Consider the following 14,716-nt stretch of genomic DNA (forward strand, 5'->3'; position numbering starts at 1 on the left):
GCGCTGCCAGAAAATGGTGGGTGAACATAAGACCCTGTGTCAGGACTGTTGGGAAGAAGCCTGTTTCATCACCGCCCCTTTTTGTAAATCCTGTGGCCTGCCCTTTGAATATGATGTGCCTGACGGGGCCTTGTGCCTGAATTGCGCCCGCCTACGCCCACCTTTTGTCGCCGCACGGGCTGTTTTTCCCTATGACGATCTTTCACGGGATTTAATTCTGGCTTTTAAACATGGTGATCGGTGCGATCTGGCCCCAACCTTTGCTGGATGGATGGTGCGCAGTGCCCAGGACCTGCTTGAAAAAAGTGACCTCATCACCCCAGTGCCACTTCATTGGCGCAGGCTTTCAAAACGCCGCTATAATCAAGCTGCGTTGCTGGCATATGAAATGGCAAACATCACAGGCTTGCCTTATCACCCTCAACTTTTAAAACGCACCCGCCACACGCCAAGTCAAGGGACACTTTCTAAAACGGCGAGACAGAAAAACCTGCAAGGTGCCATTAAGGTTACGGAAGAAATCAAGGGACAAACCATTTTACTGGTCGATGATGTGCTGACCACAGGGGCCACCATATTGGCCTGCACCCAGCAACTGTTGCGCGCTGGGGCCAAAGAGGTTCGCGTCATCACCATTGCACGGGTCATTCAGACATGACTGGCAAATTCACCCAGTCATGCTATATGTGTTGTAACATTTGATCACGAGATTTGAGAAAACAACATGGCGAAAATTGAAATTTACACCACCCGTATCTGTCCCTATTGCCTGCGTGCCAAGGCGTTACTGGCCGATAAAGGGGTCGGTTTTAAGGAAATTGACGTGAATTCAGGCCCTGATCTGCGCCAACAAATGATGCAGCGTGCCAATGGCGGTTATACCGTGCCGCAGATTTTTATCAATGACGAACATATCGGGGGCTGTGATGACCTTTATGCATTAGAGCGCACCGGACAATTAGACGCAAAACTAGGGTGATCCCATGCTGAAAGCCGCCATTGTACAAGTCAACGCTTCTGCCGACATGGATGAAAATATCACAACAGCCTGTGAGATGGTACGCGATGCAGCCCATCAAGAGGCCAAATTCATCGCTATGCCGGAAAATGTCTCCATGATGGAATTTGGCGGTAAAAATGTGATTGCCAAATCTTTTGCCCAAGATGAACACCCCGCCCTTCACGCCTTTCGTGATCTGGCCATTGAAACCAAAACATGGTTACTCATTGGTTCTCTTGCCATTCGTCTGGACAATGGCAAAGTTGCCAACAGATCTTTCCTGATTAATGAAGAAGGAAGCATCACAGGCCGATACGATAAAATCCACCTGTTTGATGTGGATCTTCCCGGTGGCGAAAGCTATCGCGAATCCAATACGTTTGATGGTGGGGACCAAGCTGTTCTGGCAGAAACCCCTTGGGGCAAAATCGGCATGTCAATCTGTTATGACGTACGCTTTCCCCATCTTTATCGCGCTTATGCGCAGGCAGGTGCCAAGATCATGACCGTACCAGCAGCCTTTACCAAACAAACCGGTGAAGCCCACTGGAAAGTCCTGCTGCGTGCACGCGCCATTGAAAACGGATGTTTTATTATTGCACCGGGCCAATGTGGCAGCCATAAAGGTGAGCGGGAGACCTATGGTCATTCGCTGATCATTGACCCATGGGGGAGCGTACTCGCCGAAGGCGGTAATGAACCTTGTGTCTTAACGGCAGAGCTTAATCTGGACGACGTTGAAGCCACACGCGGGAAGATTCCGTCGCTGCAACATGATCAAGCGTATCAGTTTTAAAAAACGTCGCCCTCGCACAGGCGAGGGCCTTTATCCGCAATAAGAAAATCCCCGCATTCGCGGGGATGACGGCTATTGCTAACTATCCACCAGCTCTTCGGCTTTTTGCAGGTCAACAGACACCAGTTGTGAGACACCACGTTCGGTCATGGTCACACCAAACAGGCGCTGCATGCGGGCCATGGTCATACGGTGGTGGGTGATAATCAGGAAACGCGTTTGACCACTGCGTGACATTTCTTCCAACATGGTACAGAAACGGTCCACGTTGGCATCATCGAGCGGGGCATCGACCTCATCGAGTACACAGATCGGGGCCGGATTGGTCAAAAACACCCCAAACAACAAGGCCAACGCCGTCAAAGCCTGCTCGCCACCAGAAAGCAGAGACAAAATCTGCATGCGTTTCCCCGGTGGCGAGGCCATAATCTCAAGACCAGCTTGCAACGGGTCTTCATCTTCAATCAATTCCAGATGGGCCTGACCACCACCAAACAAACGGGTAAACAAGTCCTGAAAATGCACATTGACTTCATTGAAAGACGTCAGCAAACGATCACGTCCTTCACGGTTAAGTTCGTTAATCCCTTGGCGCAGTTTTTCAATGGCTTTGAGCAGGTCGTCACGTTCTGAATTCATGGTCTGGACTTGCTCGTTCAGCTCTTCCAGCTCCGTTTCTGCGCGCAAATTGACAGGCCCCATGGTATCGCGTTCACGGTGCAGGCGATCAACGCGTTTTTCCGCTGTTTCCAAATCCGGCAGTTCAGAACCTTCATCAATTTCAGCGATCCCGACCAGTTCTTCTGCCTTACAATCAAGGCGCTCACGAATACGTTCAGCCAGTGACATGCACAGCTGTTTGCCCTGATCCACATGAGCCTCAAAGCGCACCCGTTCTTCACGGCATTTGGACAGCTCCATTTCCGCCTGACGGGCATGAGAATCCACATCACGCAAGTGGGTTTCAGCCTCAGCCAGTTTGTCACCGCACAATTTGCGCTTTTCTTCGGACCGTTCAATGGCTTCAAACAAGGACTGGCGTTTTTCTTCAATTTCCTGTGGGCGTTCCGCCAAAGCTTCCAGCTCTTCAATCAGGGTTTCTTTGCGCAGTTTTAAATCTTCGATATGACGTATGGCCCGTTCAGAACGGTTTTTCCACGACTGGATTTCCTCGCCAATTTCTTCCATGCGGCGTTTGCGGTTTTCTGCATCACGGGCCACCCGTTCATAAGCACTTTGGTGATCAAGCAAGAGGTTACGTTTTTCGCCCAGTTCTTCACGCAATAAAGCCAGCTGTTCCCGCCCCTCATCACCGACGGGTAACTCTTCAAGCTGTTCCTGTGTTTCCACATGGCTGGCCTGCACCTCTTCCAATTCCTCAAGACAGCGTTGTAAACTGTCATTGAGTGTTTCCAGCTTGGCTTCAAAACCCGCCAGTTTATTTTTCAGGGTACTGAGCTGATTTTGAGCGTCTTTCACCTGTGAATTGGTATGGCGTAAATCTTCACGCAAAGATTTTTCCGCCTCGTCACTTTGGGCCTCGTGTTCCTTAGCAAGCTCAAGGCGTTCCTGAGCTTCATCACCTTTGGCCCGCGCCTCTTCCCATTGACTGCGAATTTCAGCAAGACGATTTTTCTGTTTCAGGCGGATCGCAGCAGCACTCGGCGCACCGGGCAAAGTCACAAAACCATCCCAACGCCACATCCCACCTTCACGTGTGACCAGACGTTGTCCCTGTTGCAAGCGAGCTTGCAAGTTTTGGGCTTCCTCCATCGTATCCACAACCCCGATTTGGGATAAACGACGTTTAAGTTCCGCTGGCCCCTTGGCAAATTCAGCCAAAAATTTCACCCCATTGGGCAACAAAATGGGCGTTTGCAAGGCCGGTAGTTCTTCCCAATGAAGGGTCGCTGCTTTATCGCGCGAGGCCGATAAATCATCACCTAATGCAGAACCAAGGGCGGCTTCATAGCCCGGTTCCACACTGACCTCATCCAACACAGGCTTCCCGCCGTCCACTTCCTTTGGGTCCAGCAATTCAGCCAGGGCGTCTTCTTCGGCTTCCAGTTTGGCAATAACAGCTTCACATTCGCGCAAATGTTCAAGAGCAGCCTGTACAGCAGCGCGGGCCTCAATACGTTTTTGTTCGGCCTGCTCAATCGCCTCTTCCTGCATGGCTTGTTGTTCAAGGGCGGCTTCGACACGTGCCTCCCCTTCCATGATTTCATCATCGGAAATACGCGTGGCGTTCAGCTCTTCTTTTTGACGTTGCAGGTCATCCTGGCGATTTTTCAGCTTATCGAGCTGGCTGGTCAATTCATTGAGACGGTTTTTCAGGCTGTTGCGTTTGGCCTCTGATTGTGCGACCTCTTCGGTTAATTCATTGATGCGTTCTTCGCGCATCTGAACTTCTTCCTTGATAACTTCAAGGCGTTCCAATGCCTCTTCGCGTAACATGTCATCATCTTCACCTTGAAGCAGAATATTTTCCCGTTCATTTTCAAGGCGAGTATGGGCAGCTTGCGCATCTTTGGAAAATTCACCTTCACGTTCCAAATCCTGCTCGGCCTGATGAAGACGGCGTTGTAGCTCCAGCTTGACTTCTGATAAGCGTTTTTCATCGCCATCAAGCTGTTCACGCGCAATCGAGAGACGATGAAGTTCCGCAGCCGCAGCAGCCTCAGCCTCACGCAAGGCGGGCAAATGGGTCGAGGCTTCGGCCTGTACTTTTGATGCCTCAGCCGCACGCGAGGTCAGTTCATTCACCCGCGCATCAGCCTCTTTAAAAGAGTTGCGCGCCTTATCCATTTCATCCAGCGCATTGCCCCAACGCATGTGGAACAACAAAGCTTCAGCCTTGCGGATACGATCAGAAATGGTGCGATAGCGACTGGCTTGACGGGCCTGTTTCTGTAAATTTTTATGCTGGGTTTCCAGCGTGATCAACACATCATCCAGACGCGACATGTTGGTTTCCGCCCCGCGCAGACGTAATTCCGCCTCATGTCGGCGCGAATGAAGCCCCGTGATCCCGGCAGCCTCTTCCAAAATGGTGCGGCGCTGTTGCGGCTTGGCACTAATGATCGTGCCGATCTTACCCTGGCTCACCATGGCGGTGGAACGAGCACCCGTGGCCGCATCGGCAAAAAGTAGCTGCACATCACGCGCACGCACATCATTGCCGTTCACCTTGTAATTTGACCCTTTGGATCGTTCAATGCGCCGGGTAACTTGCAGTTCAGCATCATTATTAAACAGCGCCGGGGCCGTGCGATCAGAGTTATCCAGCACAAGGCCGACTTCGGCCACATTTCGCGCCGGACGGTTCGCACTGCCGGCAAAAATCACATCGTCCATCTCGCCACCACGCATTTGTTTGGCCGAAGTTTCCCCCATGACCCAGCGCAATGCCTCAACCAGATTGGATTTGCCACAGCCGTTCGGCCCGACCACCCCGGTTAACCCGGTACTGATCAGGAGTTCTGTATGATCAACAAAAGATTTAAACCCCGTCAGACGGAGCTTCTTAAATTGGATCAAGGCTGTAACTACCCCATAAAAAAGACGACCCGCTTATATAAGGGGTCGCCTGATTTTACGCAATTTTAAACTGCGAGATGGCTTATTTCAGTTTGCCTTCAATAATATCTTTAAAACGGCTGTATTCACCGCCGCCCACGACTTTTTCCCCATTGATCAAGAAGCTGGGTGTGGAATTAAACCCATGCGTATCCATGGCTTCCTTGCGGATCATGATGATTTTATCGAGCAGTTTTTCATTAGCCAAACACGAATCGATTTTTTCTTGGGACATGCCTGCCAGTTTTGCCAGCGTAAACAAACTGCCAATCGGATTTTTAGAGCCTGCCCATTGTTCCTGCTGCTTCATCAGCAAGTCATTAAAACCGACATAACGTTTTTCATCCACACAACGCGACAACAACGCCGCTGTGGCCCCCACACGTTCAAACGGGAAATCACGGAAGATGACCTTCACCTTGCCTGTTTCCACATAATCTTTCTTGATTTGCGGCAGGACATTTTTGTGAAAATCTGCACAGTGAGAACAAGTGTAAGAAGCATATTCAATCAAGGTCACAGGTGCATTGGGATCACCCATCACACGTTCTTCATATTGAGTTTCAGCCTGCGCTGTCAAACTGGCACCAACAAGCACGAGAGTTGCAGCAATAAAACGGGCAATTTTTTTCACGGGAATGCTCCACATTCTAAAAGGGTCTGGTTGAGTTATGCAGAGGCTAGAGACCGATTGTGGCAAAAAAAGGATAATTATGTAACAAACTTAAGAACGTCGTCCTCGCATATACGGGGGGCTCCTTGCTTATACAGATTCCCGATCACGTCGGGAATGACGGTGTTTCATAAACCTACCCGTTGCGAGCTTTAATCACCTTGCCTAATTCTTCAAAGGCTTTTTTAAACTCCGGGTCTTTAATCCCATCCACCATAGCCGCCACATTGGGGGCCAGTTCTTTGGCGGGCTGGACACGTTTGGAAATCACAGTTCGGGCAATCTGTTGCCCAGTGGTTTCAGCCTCATCAAAATAGCGTTTGGATATACGAATCTCAGATACAGCCTTAAAGCCAAAATGACTGTTAATGCGAAACAGGATTTCCTGACTATTGTGCTGGATAATCGTATTAAACCCTTGGCGGGCCTTAATAAACAAGGTCCCATTGGTGCGCCCTTTTGGGGGAAAGCTAATGCGCTCAGGTCGCGTATTTTCAGCCAACGCCGTGCCTACAATCTTGGCCCAGTTGCGCAAAATATTGGCCCCGACCAGACCGATTTGGTTGAGCCCCGGTTCAATCACATCAAAGCTGAGTTCTTCCACATCCTTGGGAAAGCCAAAACGTACTGGGCGAATACGGGTTTTTGACCCATCCATATAATCTAGCGGTAAAAGATGGGGGTTGGCACGGGCAAAAGCTTTTTCCGCATCCAGACGGGCAAGGGCGCGGGCCTCTTCTGTTTCAGCCCCTATGATTTGGTTTTGATACGGTGCCCCCTTATCCGTTGTCAGCCAATCTTCAAACAATTTTTGAAACTGTTTGAGAGATTTTTTGCGTTTATTATCCTGTTTTCGATAGGCATCATCCGCCTTATAAGCCTCTTCTGCCTTGCGCAAAATTTGGACCGCACGGTCTTCGCCGCCGGGTTTAGACAGGGTGCGTTCCAGTTTTTGCACATGAGCTTGCGCCTGATCAGAAGCCAACCACGTGCGAAAACGCTTGGACAGGCTGCGGTTTCGCCGTCTTTCTTCGCGATTTAGGAAATCTTCAATCAGGTTAAACATGAAAGGCTCTTGTCATTTGTGTGTGCAGAGAATACTCCTATCTGTTCAAAAAGCACAGTGGGATATTTATGAGCATTCAGGCACAACCGCTTTTAGACTGGTATGATCGCGAACGCCGCGACCTGCCTTGGCGCATGGCACCGGGGAAAACAGCTGATCCTTACAAGGTGTGGATGAGCGAGATTATGTTGCAACAAACCACTGTAGCAACCGTGAAATCCTATTATAAAAAATTTCTGGAAAATTGGCCCACCGTACAGGATTTGGCAGGCGCTGATCTGGATGAGGTGCTCCACGCCTGGCAGGGGCTGGGTTATTATGCCCGTGCGCGTAACCTGCATAAATGTGCTTGTGTGGTAACGCGTGACTTTAATGGTCGCTTCCCGGAAGATGAAAAACGCTTGCTGGACCTTCCCGGTATTGGGCCTTATACGGCAGCAGCCATTACCTCCATTGCCTTTGGACAAAAAGCAACCCCGGTGGATGGCAATGTGGAACGGGTGGTTTCACGCCTGTTTAAGGTCGAAGAAAAAATGCCCAAGGCCAAAAAGAAACTGGCGGAACTGGCCGCGACCCTGACACCGGATCAACGCGCAGGCGATTTTGCCCAGGCGATGATGGATTTAGGCGCAACTGTCTGTAGCCCCAAAAAAGCAGCGTGCGCCATTTGCCCCTGGATGGGTGGCTGTGAAGCCCGGCTCAAGGCAGAACCAACCGATTACCCCAAGAAAGAACCCAAAAAGCCAAAGCCCACACGCCAAGCCTATATCTTTTGGATCACCCGTAAAGATGGGGCCGTACTCTTGCGCAAACGCCCAGAAAAAGGCTTGCTCGGCGGGTTGATGGAATTTCCCTCCACCGACTGGGTGGAACGCGCCATTGATAAACAGGAAGCCCAGCGCCAAAGCCCGGCCCCTGCTTTGTTAAAGGAACTGAGCGGGTGCGTGCGCCATACCTTCACCCATTTTCATTTGGAACTCACCGTTTTAAAAGGGCAAGTCAGCGCCAACCCGCCCATTAACGGCGTCTGGGTAAAGCCTGAGCAGTTTAAAGACTACGCCCTGCCCACAGCCATGAAAAAAGTCGCAAAACACGTTTCACAATGCATTTGATCTATTGCAGGTAGCAAATCTATATTGACTTCTATAAGGTTGAACACAAGATTTACCTATTCAAGGAGGGACCTGTGCGTTTTACGTTTCTTTGCTGTTTGGTGTTACTGGTTGCAGGATGTCAGACCGTCCAGATGGGACATTTCTCTGCCCCTGCCCTCATTGCCTTTGACCCACAACAAGCACGTCAACTTGCCAAACGAGCAGAAGGCTATGGCTATGTAAAAGGGCGCCCTTTCAACCTACAAAACTATCCCTTTTTCACACAAAACAGTTTTGGACAAAACTGGCTGAAACAAAGCAGCCATAAAGTCATTACCATCGGCTACCCCAAAGAATGTGCGACCTATAATGCACGCTGGCGCCATCGCAATTTATTTGATGCAATTGAACGGACCATGACAACTTGCCTGTCACGGGTAAAAGAATTTTCCAAACATACGGGCAAAAAATGCGGCTGCCGTATTGCCGCAATCAATAACAATGTGTTCCTCACCCCTGAAGAACTCCCCTTTAGGAGAAATCTACCAGCAATTGCTCTGGTAAAAGACACACGCGGGCGTAAGGAGATTTTGGGCTATGCCTCAACAACCGGACGGACAGGGCAGAACCAGCCGATGGATTTCTTCACCCAAAGTGGTGAAAAAGTCTGTACAGGTCGTTATAATTTAGGTTCCTTGTCTTTTAAAGGCGATGCCCAGCTCAATTGTTTTGGCGGACGCATCAAAGGCCCTGCCGTCTTCAAGGTTGCAGGTTACCGTGAAGGCCAAGCCTATGGCACCGCCCTTGTCAACGCCGGAGAAAACCAGTTGATTTTGGTCTATGGTTTACCCACCGATGAATTTAGAAAACGCCGTGCGGAGTTACTAGAAGAATGAGAAGTCTACTTTTGCTCATCGCATCTTTTTTCTTGGCTTTGACAACAACAGCCCAAGCCCAAACATCCTTCATGGACCTGTGGTGTGAATATGGTGGGAAGGGCTGCGTTGAACAACCTCAAAAAGCCAAACCCGCCCCTGTTGCACAACCTGTACCAAAGCCAAAACCCGTTCAAGCCAAACCGAAACCACAACCAAAGCCCCTTAAACAGGTCAGCACCCCGTTAATCACACGCAATGCCTCTTTGGCCCAATCCAAAGGGGTCACATTTGGACGTTATTATGCTCTGGTCATTGGCAATAACAAGTATCCGAATTTAGATAACCTGAAAACAGCCATTCATGATGCCAAACAGGTCGGCCAGTTGTTGAAGAAATCTTATGGCTTTTCTGTCACCCAACTGATCAATGCCAGCCGGGATCAGATTATTGCGGCTTTAGACGAATATCGTAAAATTCTGAGAGAAGAAGATAATCTGCTGATTTATTATGCCGGACATGGCTGGCTGGATAAGGAAAGCGAGCGTGGCTACTGGTTACCGGTAGATGCCGCCAAGGACACACGGGCACGCTGGGTCTCCAATGCCGATATTACAGATACGTTAAAAGCCCTTAAAGCCCGCCATGTCATGGTGGTCGCTGATAGCTGTTATGCCGGTACCCTGACCCGATCAGCAGAAGCAGGACTTGAAGGGACACGCGGGCTCAAGCTGGTGGAACGTCCCTCTGGCTATCTGGAAACTCTTGTTGGGCGAAAATCACGCACGGTCTTAGCCTCTGGGGCGTTGGAACCTGTCAGTGATCAAGGCGGGGGCAAACATTCCGTTTTTGCCTATGCCTTTCTTAAAAGCCTTCAAGAAAATAAGGCGATGATGGATGGCACCCAATTATTTGGCAATGTGCGCAAACAAGTACTGCTCAATGCCCGCCAGACACCACAATATTCAAACATTCGTTTTGCGGGTCATGATATCGGTGGGGATTTCGTTTTCTTGCGCCGGGATAAATAAATGCTTACCTTTAGGGTCAGGAGAAAAACATGACAGATAAAATCACCAAAACAGAAGACGAGTGGCGAAGCCAGCTTAGCGCTGAGGAATATAGCGTCTGTCGCCAAAATGGGACCGAACGGGCCTTTAGCGGGCGCTATTGGGATAGCAAAATCAAGGGCATGTACCATTGTATCGGCTGTGGCGAAGCCTTGTTTGATTCTGAGACCAAATATGATTCCGGCAGTGGCTGGCCAAGTTTTTATCAACCTGTCACGAACCAATGCGTGGAAGAAACCCGTGATACCTCCCACGGGATGGTACGTGTTGAAGTCCATTGTGCCAAGTGTGAAAGCCACCTTGGTCATGTATTTGAAGATGGACCACAGCCCACGGGTTTGCGCTATTGCATCAATTCGCTTTCACTTAACCTGAAAGAAAAAGAGTAGGCCCCTTGCACGCCATTTGGGTCCTCGCCTTCCCCATTATCCTGTCCAACATCACCATCCCGTTGCTTGGCGCTGTCGATGCGGCTGTCATGGGACATATGGACAGTGCGGCCTATTTGGGGGCCGTGGCTGTCGGCGGGTTGATTTTTGATTATATATACTGGGGTTTTGGCTTCCTGCGTTTAAGCACCACCGGACTAACCGCTCAGGCCATCGGGGCAAACAACGGGGAAGAAGCCCGCGCTATCTTTGGCCGTGCGGCCCTGATCGCCCTGGGTGGTGCCCTGTTATTATGGGCCTCTCAGCCCCTTATTTTTTATGGTGCAGCCCTGGTTATTGACGCAAGCTACGAGGTTGAACAACTTGCCCGCACCTATTTTACAATCCGCATCTGGTCAGCCCCTGCTGCTTTGCTGAATTATGCGCTGATCGGCTGGATACTGGCCCATCGCAATACAAAAGGGGTGCTTATTCAACAAGTGATCACCAATCTCACCAATGTTATTCTGGATCTGTGGTTTGTCATGGGGTTGGGATATGGGGTTGAAGGGGTCGCCTGGGCAACCGTGATTGCCCAATATACAGGTCTGATGGTCGGTCTGACCCTCTTGCAACGTAACCTGTCCCAACTGGAGGGGCACTGGCGGCTTCCCTCCATTTTTAATCTTGCCAAGATCAAACGGCTGATGTCGATGAATTTTGACCTGTTCATTCGCACGGTTTGTCTGCTCAGTGCCTTTGCCTGGTTTACTGCCCAAGGGGCCAAACTGGGTGATCTGGTACTTGCAGCCAATGCGATTTTATTACAGTTTCAGCAGTTTACCTCTTATGCACTGGATGGGTTTGCCCATGCTGTTGAAGTGTTAAGCGGACATAGCGCAGGGCGAAAAAACAAGGCACAGTTTAAACGCGATGTCAAAAGCTCCACCCAGCTTGCCTTTCTTTTTGCCTGTGGCTTTTCACTTATCTATTTCACCTTCGCAGGGTCACTGATCAATCTGTTTAGTGATATTGAACCAGTCCTTGCGCTGGCAAAAGACTATACCTTGTGGATGGCACTGCTGCCTTTAGTTTCAATTTGGGGCTTCCAGCTGGACGGTATTTATTTTGGCCTAACGGAAACACGGACCTTGCGCAATATGATGATACTCAGTCTCGCCCTTTATCTACCACTGAGCATCATTTTACGGGATCATTTTGAAAATCACGGTTTATGGGCTGCGTTTACCATATTTTTTCTATTTAGGGGTATAACGCTGGGCATGAGATTTCCATCAGTTGAAAAACGAGCTTTTCCATGATTACCCGCCGTGCCTTTCTTGCAGGTTGCCTGCCCGCAGCTCTGACTGCCTGTTCCACAACAGAAATTGTCCGCACCTTTGAAGCTGCCGCTCGGGGCGGGTCCCTGAAAGGGGCGGTGCGCTCCGTTGCGACCTCCAAGGCACAAAGCTGGGCACGCAACCCAACCACCTTTATCAGCGACATTCGCCGTTTTGACAGTCTTGCCCAGGAATTCGTACGCGATGTGGTGAATGTCTGGGGCCAAGATAATGCCAAAGCCCCTTCCGAACAGGTCTATGTCAAATACAGTGATGATTATAACAGTCGCGGGATCATTGATTTTCAACGTTCCATCGTGCGTGTTGAAACCCTGATCCCCAACCATCTCAAACAAGCAATCGTCACCACCCTTCTCTCCCCCAGCGATCCACGCGGGGTTGATCTATTTTCCGCCAAACCGGTAAAATTGGGGGGAGAACCTTTTCTCTATAAACAAGTGGTCGACCATGAAGGTAAAGAAATTCGCTGGGAATGGCGTGCCAACCGCTATGCCGATTACCTTCTGGCCCATAAACGCCAGACCCGTTCAGTTACCTTGAATAATGGCACATCAAAACAGGAAACTTTCGTGGAATTCCCACTGGTGCGCAATCACACGGCACAACGTTCCGGGCGCTATGACGCTTTGGTCCAGAAATATGCCGCCCACTATGGTCTGGAACGTGCCTTGGTCTATGCCATCATTCAAACAGAAAGTAACTTTAACCCCTATGCCGTCAGCTGGGTCCCGGCCTATGGGTTGATGCAAATCGTCCCGACCACAGCTGGGCGCGATGCCTATGAAGTCATCCATGGTCGCCCCGGCACGCCGAGCCGAGACTACCTATTTAACGTAGAAAATAACATCCGCATGGGCTGTGCCTACCTCCACATCCTGCAAACCCGCTATCTGGTTAAAGTCAAAAACCCAACCACACGGGAATATTGCATGATTGCGGCCTATAACGGCGGGGCAGGCAATGTGTTACGCTCGTTCCATTCCAACCGCGACACAGCCTTTACCCTGATTAACCGCTCTTCACCAAGCACTGTCTATAGCCGCCTGCGCAGCAAAATGCCGACGGAAAGTCAGCATTACTTGCAAAAAGTCACAACGGCGAAAAAGAAGTATGCCTAAGCGCTTTTCACCTTAGTGATAAATTGTTCAACTTCATTTTTCAGGTTATCAGAATGAACACCCAATGTACGCGCTGCCTGAAGCACTTCTTGTGAAGCATTCCCGGTTTCATTGGCCGCACTGCTGACATCGGAAATATTGTTTGTCACTGCTTCCGTTCCCTGAGATGCCTCATCAATATTGCGGGCGATTTCCTGGGTTGCACTGCTTTGTTCTTCCACAGCAGAGGCAATGGTTGCTGAAATTTGTTGAATTTCACGAATGATCCCAATCACCCCATCCATTGATGTAGCAGCCTGATGTGTCGCCGTCTGGACATCTCTGATCTGCATGCCGATTTCTTCCGTGGCTTTCGCTGTCTGGTTTGCAAGGTTCTTCACTTCGCTGGCAACAACCGCAAACCCTTTGCCAGCCTCACCTGCGCGTGCAGCCTCAATCGTCGCATTCAAAGCAAGCAGGTTGGTTTGGTCTGCAATATCATTAATCAGCTTGATCACTTCACCAATACGTTGGGAGCTTTGTGTCAAACGATCAATTTCAGTTGCGGCCTCATCGGCTTCTTCCACAGCCTTATTGGCAACATCGGTAGAAAGGGAAACCTGAGATGCAATCTCGTTAATGGACCCTGTCAATTCTTCAGAAGCTGCGGCAACCGTCTGCACATTGGCAGACGCTTGAACAGCTGCTGTATTAACTGTTTCAGCACGTTCACTTGTACGGTTGGCAATGGAATTCATTCCTTGGGCATTGCTATCCATTTGAACGGCCGCTGACCCAACAGATTCCAGAATTTGTTTCATGGACAAGTCAAATTCACCGGCCATTTCCTCAATCGCCTGCGCCCGTTTTTGCTGTTCTTCCTGACGTTTGACATCTTCTGCTGCCATAGCGTCGGCTTCCACAAGGCTTTTTCTAAAGTCTTCAACGTTATGAGCCATATCCCCGATTTCGTCTTTACGTTCAAGACCAGGAATAGGGCTTTCTTTCTCCCCTTCTTTCAGGGAGAGCATCCGTTGACCAAGGGCGGCAATCGGCTTTTTGATACTGGCTGTGATCAACCAGGCAATCAGGATCCCAATCGCAATTGAGGCAACAATAAGAATAATAGCTTCAATTTTAATAAAATCACGGGTCTCACCTGCTTTTTTCATAAAGCCATCAGCCTTGTTAAAGGCAAAATTTGTCAGGTAATCAATACTGTCATTGATCTTTTTAACAACCTTTGCCCCTTTGCCTTTCGTGATTTCAGCGGCCTCAAGACGTTTGCCCTGACGCATCAAGGCAATGACTTCATCGCGTACCGTCTTCCAATTGATAACGGCTTGTTTCAGTTCGTTGACCTTTGCCTTATCACCTAAAAAGCGTTCATTAATAATGTCAAAATAACCAAGGACCTCTTTTTCAAGAACATCAACTTTTTTGGCCGCAGCCGTGATCCCTTCATCATTTTTAGCCAGGGCAACATCTTTCATCCCCCGGTGCATGGCAATGATCCCCGCCTTTACCTGCAAGACTTTTGTACTGACGGCAAAGGGGTGTTTGTAAAGTTTTTCAGTCAGTCCACTGAGTGTGTTCAGACTGCTTACCGATACGACGCCCAAAATAAGAGTCAGCACAAGAATAATCGCAAAGCCCGAAAACAAACGGACCCCAATTTTCACATTTGACATGATATATCCCGCCTAGATTTGTCATTTTGACATTGGCTTCTGCGAC

Annotated in this window: 13 protein-coding genes; 9 read left to right on the top strand and 4 right to left on the bottom strand. The window is 49.6% G+C overall.

Going from position 1 to position 14,716, the window contains the following annotated elements:
• Positions 1–13 precede the first annotated feature (13 nt).
• From E4K71_RS13095 to E4K71_RS13105, 3 genes are all read left to right on the top strand, one after another.
• Positions 14–658 carry a ComF family protein gene (locus tag E4K71_RS13095; RefSeq protein ID WP_240796808.1) on the top strand — a complete coding sequence of 215 codons (645 nt, stop codon included), beginning with the start codon at positions 14–16 and terminating at the stop codon, positions 656–658.
• Between the two features lie 66 nt (positions 659–724).
• Positions 725–979, top strand: coding sequence for a glutaredoxin 3 (gene grxC / locus E4K71_RS13100; protein ID WP_135080265.1), 255 nt, complete (start codon positions 725–727; stop codon positions 977–979).
• Positions 980–983: 4 nt separating this feature from the next.
• Positions 984–1,796, top strand: coding sequence for a carbon-nitrogen hydrolase family protein (locus E4K71_RS13105; protein WP_135080268.1), 813 nt, complete (start codon positions 984–986; stop codon positions 1,794–1,796).
• A gap of 78 nt (positions 1,797–1,874) precedes the next feature.
• Here E4K71_RS13105 and smc read toward each other — a convergent pair whose 3' ends face one another.
• From smc to E4K71_RS13120, 3 genes are all read right to left on the bottom strand, one after another.
• A complete protein-coding gene (smc, locus tag E4K71_RS13110) occupies positions 1,875–5,336 on the bottom strand; it encodes a chromosome segregation protein SMC (RefSeq protein ID WP_135080270.1) in 3,462 nt (1,153 codons plus the stop codon).
• Positions 5,337–5,418: 82 nt separating this feature from the next.
• Positions 5,419–6,009, bottom strand: a complete 591-nt coding sequence (locus E4K71_RS13115; protein ID WP_167730539.1) for a DsbA family protein — start codon at positions 6,007–6,009, stop codon at positions 5,419–5,421.
• Positions 6,010–6,184: 175 nt separating this feature from the next.
• The gene (locus tag E4K71_RS13120; RefSeq protein ID WP_135080274.1) at positions 6,185–7,114 is read right to left on the bottom strand and encodes a DciA family protein; all 930 of its coding nucleotides are present in this window, start codon (positions 7,112–7,114) and stop codon (positions 6,185–6,187) included.
• 68 nt (positions 7,115–7,182) lie between these two features.
• On the opposite strand from E4K71_RS13120, the gene mutY reads away from it, so the two are divergent.
• From mutY to E4K71_RS13150, 6 genes are all read left to right on the top strand, one after another.
• Entirely contained in the window at positions 7,183–8,226 is a 1,044-nt protein-coding gene (gene mutY, locus E4K71_RS13125; RefSeq protein WP_135080276.1) for an A/G-specific adenine glycosylase, read from the top strand.
• A 74-nt stretch (positions 8,227–8,300) separates the two neighbouring features.
• The gene (locus tag E4K71_RS13130) at positions 8,301–9,104 is read left to right on the top strand and encodes a hypothetical protein (protein ID WP_135080278.1); all 804 of its coding nucleotides are present in this window, start codon (positions 8,301–8,303) and stop codon (positions 9,102–9,104) included.
• On the top strand, positions 9,101–10,114 hold the full coding sequence (locus E4K71_RS13135; RefSeq protein WP_135080280.1) for a caspase family protein: 1,014 nt from the start codon (positions 9,101–9,103) through the stop codon (positions 10,112–10,114). The genes E4K71_RS13130 and E4K71_RS13135 overlap by 4 nt, the downstream gene beginning before the upstream one ends.
• Positions 10,115–10,143: 29 nt before the next feature.
• On the top strand, positions 10,144–10,542 hold the full coding sequence (gene msrB / locus E4K71_RS13140; RefSeq protein WP_135080282.1) for a peptide-methionine (R)-S-oxide reductase MsrB: 399 nt from the start codon (positions 10,144–10,146) through the stop codon (positions 10,540–10,542).
• Between the two features lie 5 nt (positions 10,543–10,547).
• Positions 10,548–11,843 carry an MATE family efflux transporter gene (locus E4K71_RS13145; RefSeq protein ID WP_135080284.1) on the top strand — a complete coding sequence of 432 codons (1,296 nt, stop codon included), beginning with the start codon at positions 10,548–10,550 and terminating at the stop codon, positions 11,841–11,843.
• Complete coding sequence (locus E4K71_RS13150) at positions 11,840–13,000, top strand: murein transglycosylase domain-containing protein (RefSeq protein ID WP_135080286.1); 1,161 nt, start codon at positions 11,840–11,842, stop codon at positions 12,998–13,000. The genes E4K71_RS13145 and E4K71_RS13150 overlap by 4 nt, the downstream gene beginning before the upstream one ends.
• Here the strand turns inward: E4K71_RS13150 and E4K71_RS13155 are convergent.
• A complete protein-coding gene (locus E4K71_RS13155; protein WP_135080288.1) occupies positions 12,997–14,670 on the bottom strand; it encodes a methyl-accepting chemotaxis protein in 1,674 nt (557 codons plus the stop codon). The genes E4K71_RS13150 and E4K71_RS13155 overlap by 4 nt on opposite strands.
• Positions 14,671–14,716: the final 46 nt, after the last annotated feature.

Origin of the sequence: Terasakiella sp. SH-1 (genome assembly GCF_004564135.1) — a bacterium.
In the GTDB taxonomy this organism is placed as follows: Bacteria; Pseudomonadota; Alphaproteobacteria; order Rhodospirillales; family Terasakiellaceae; genus Terasakiella.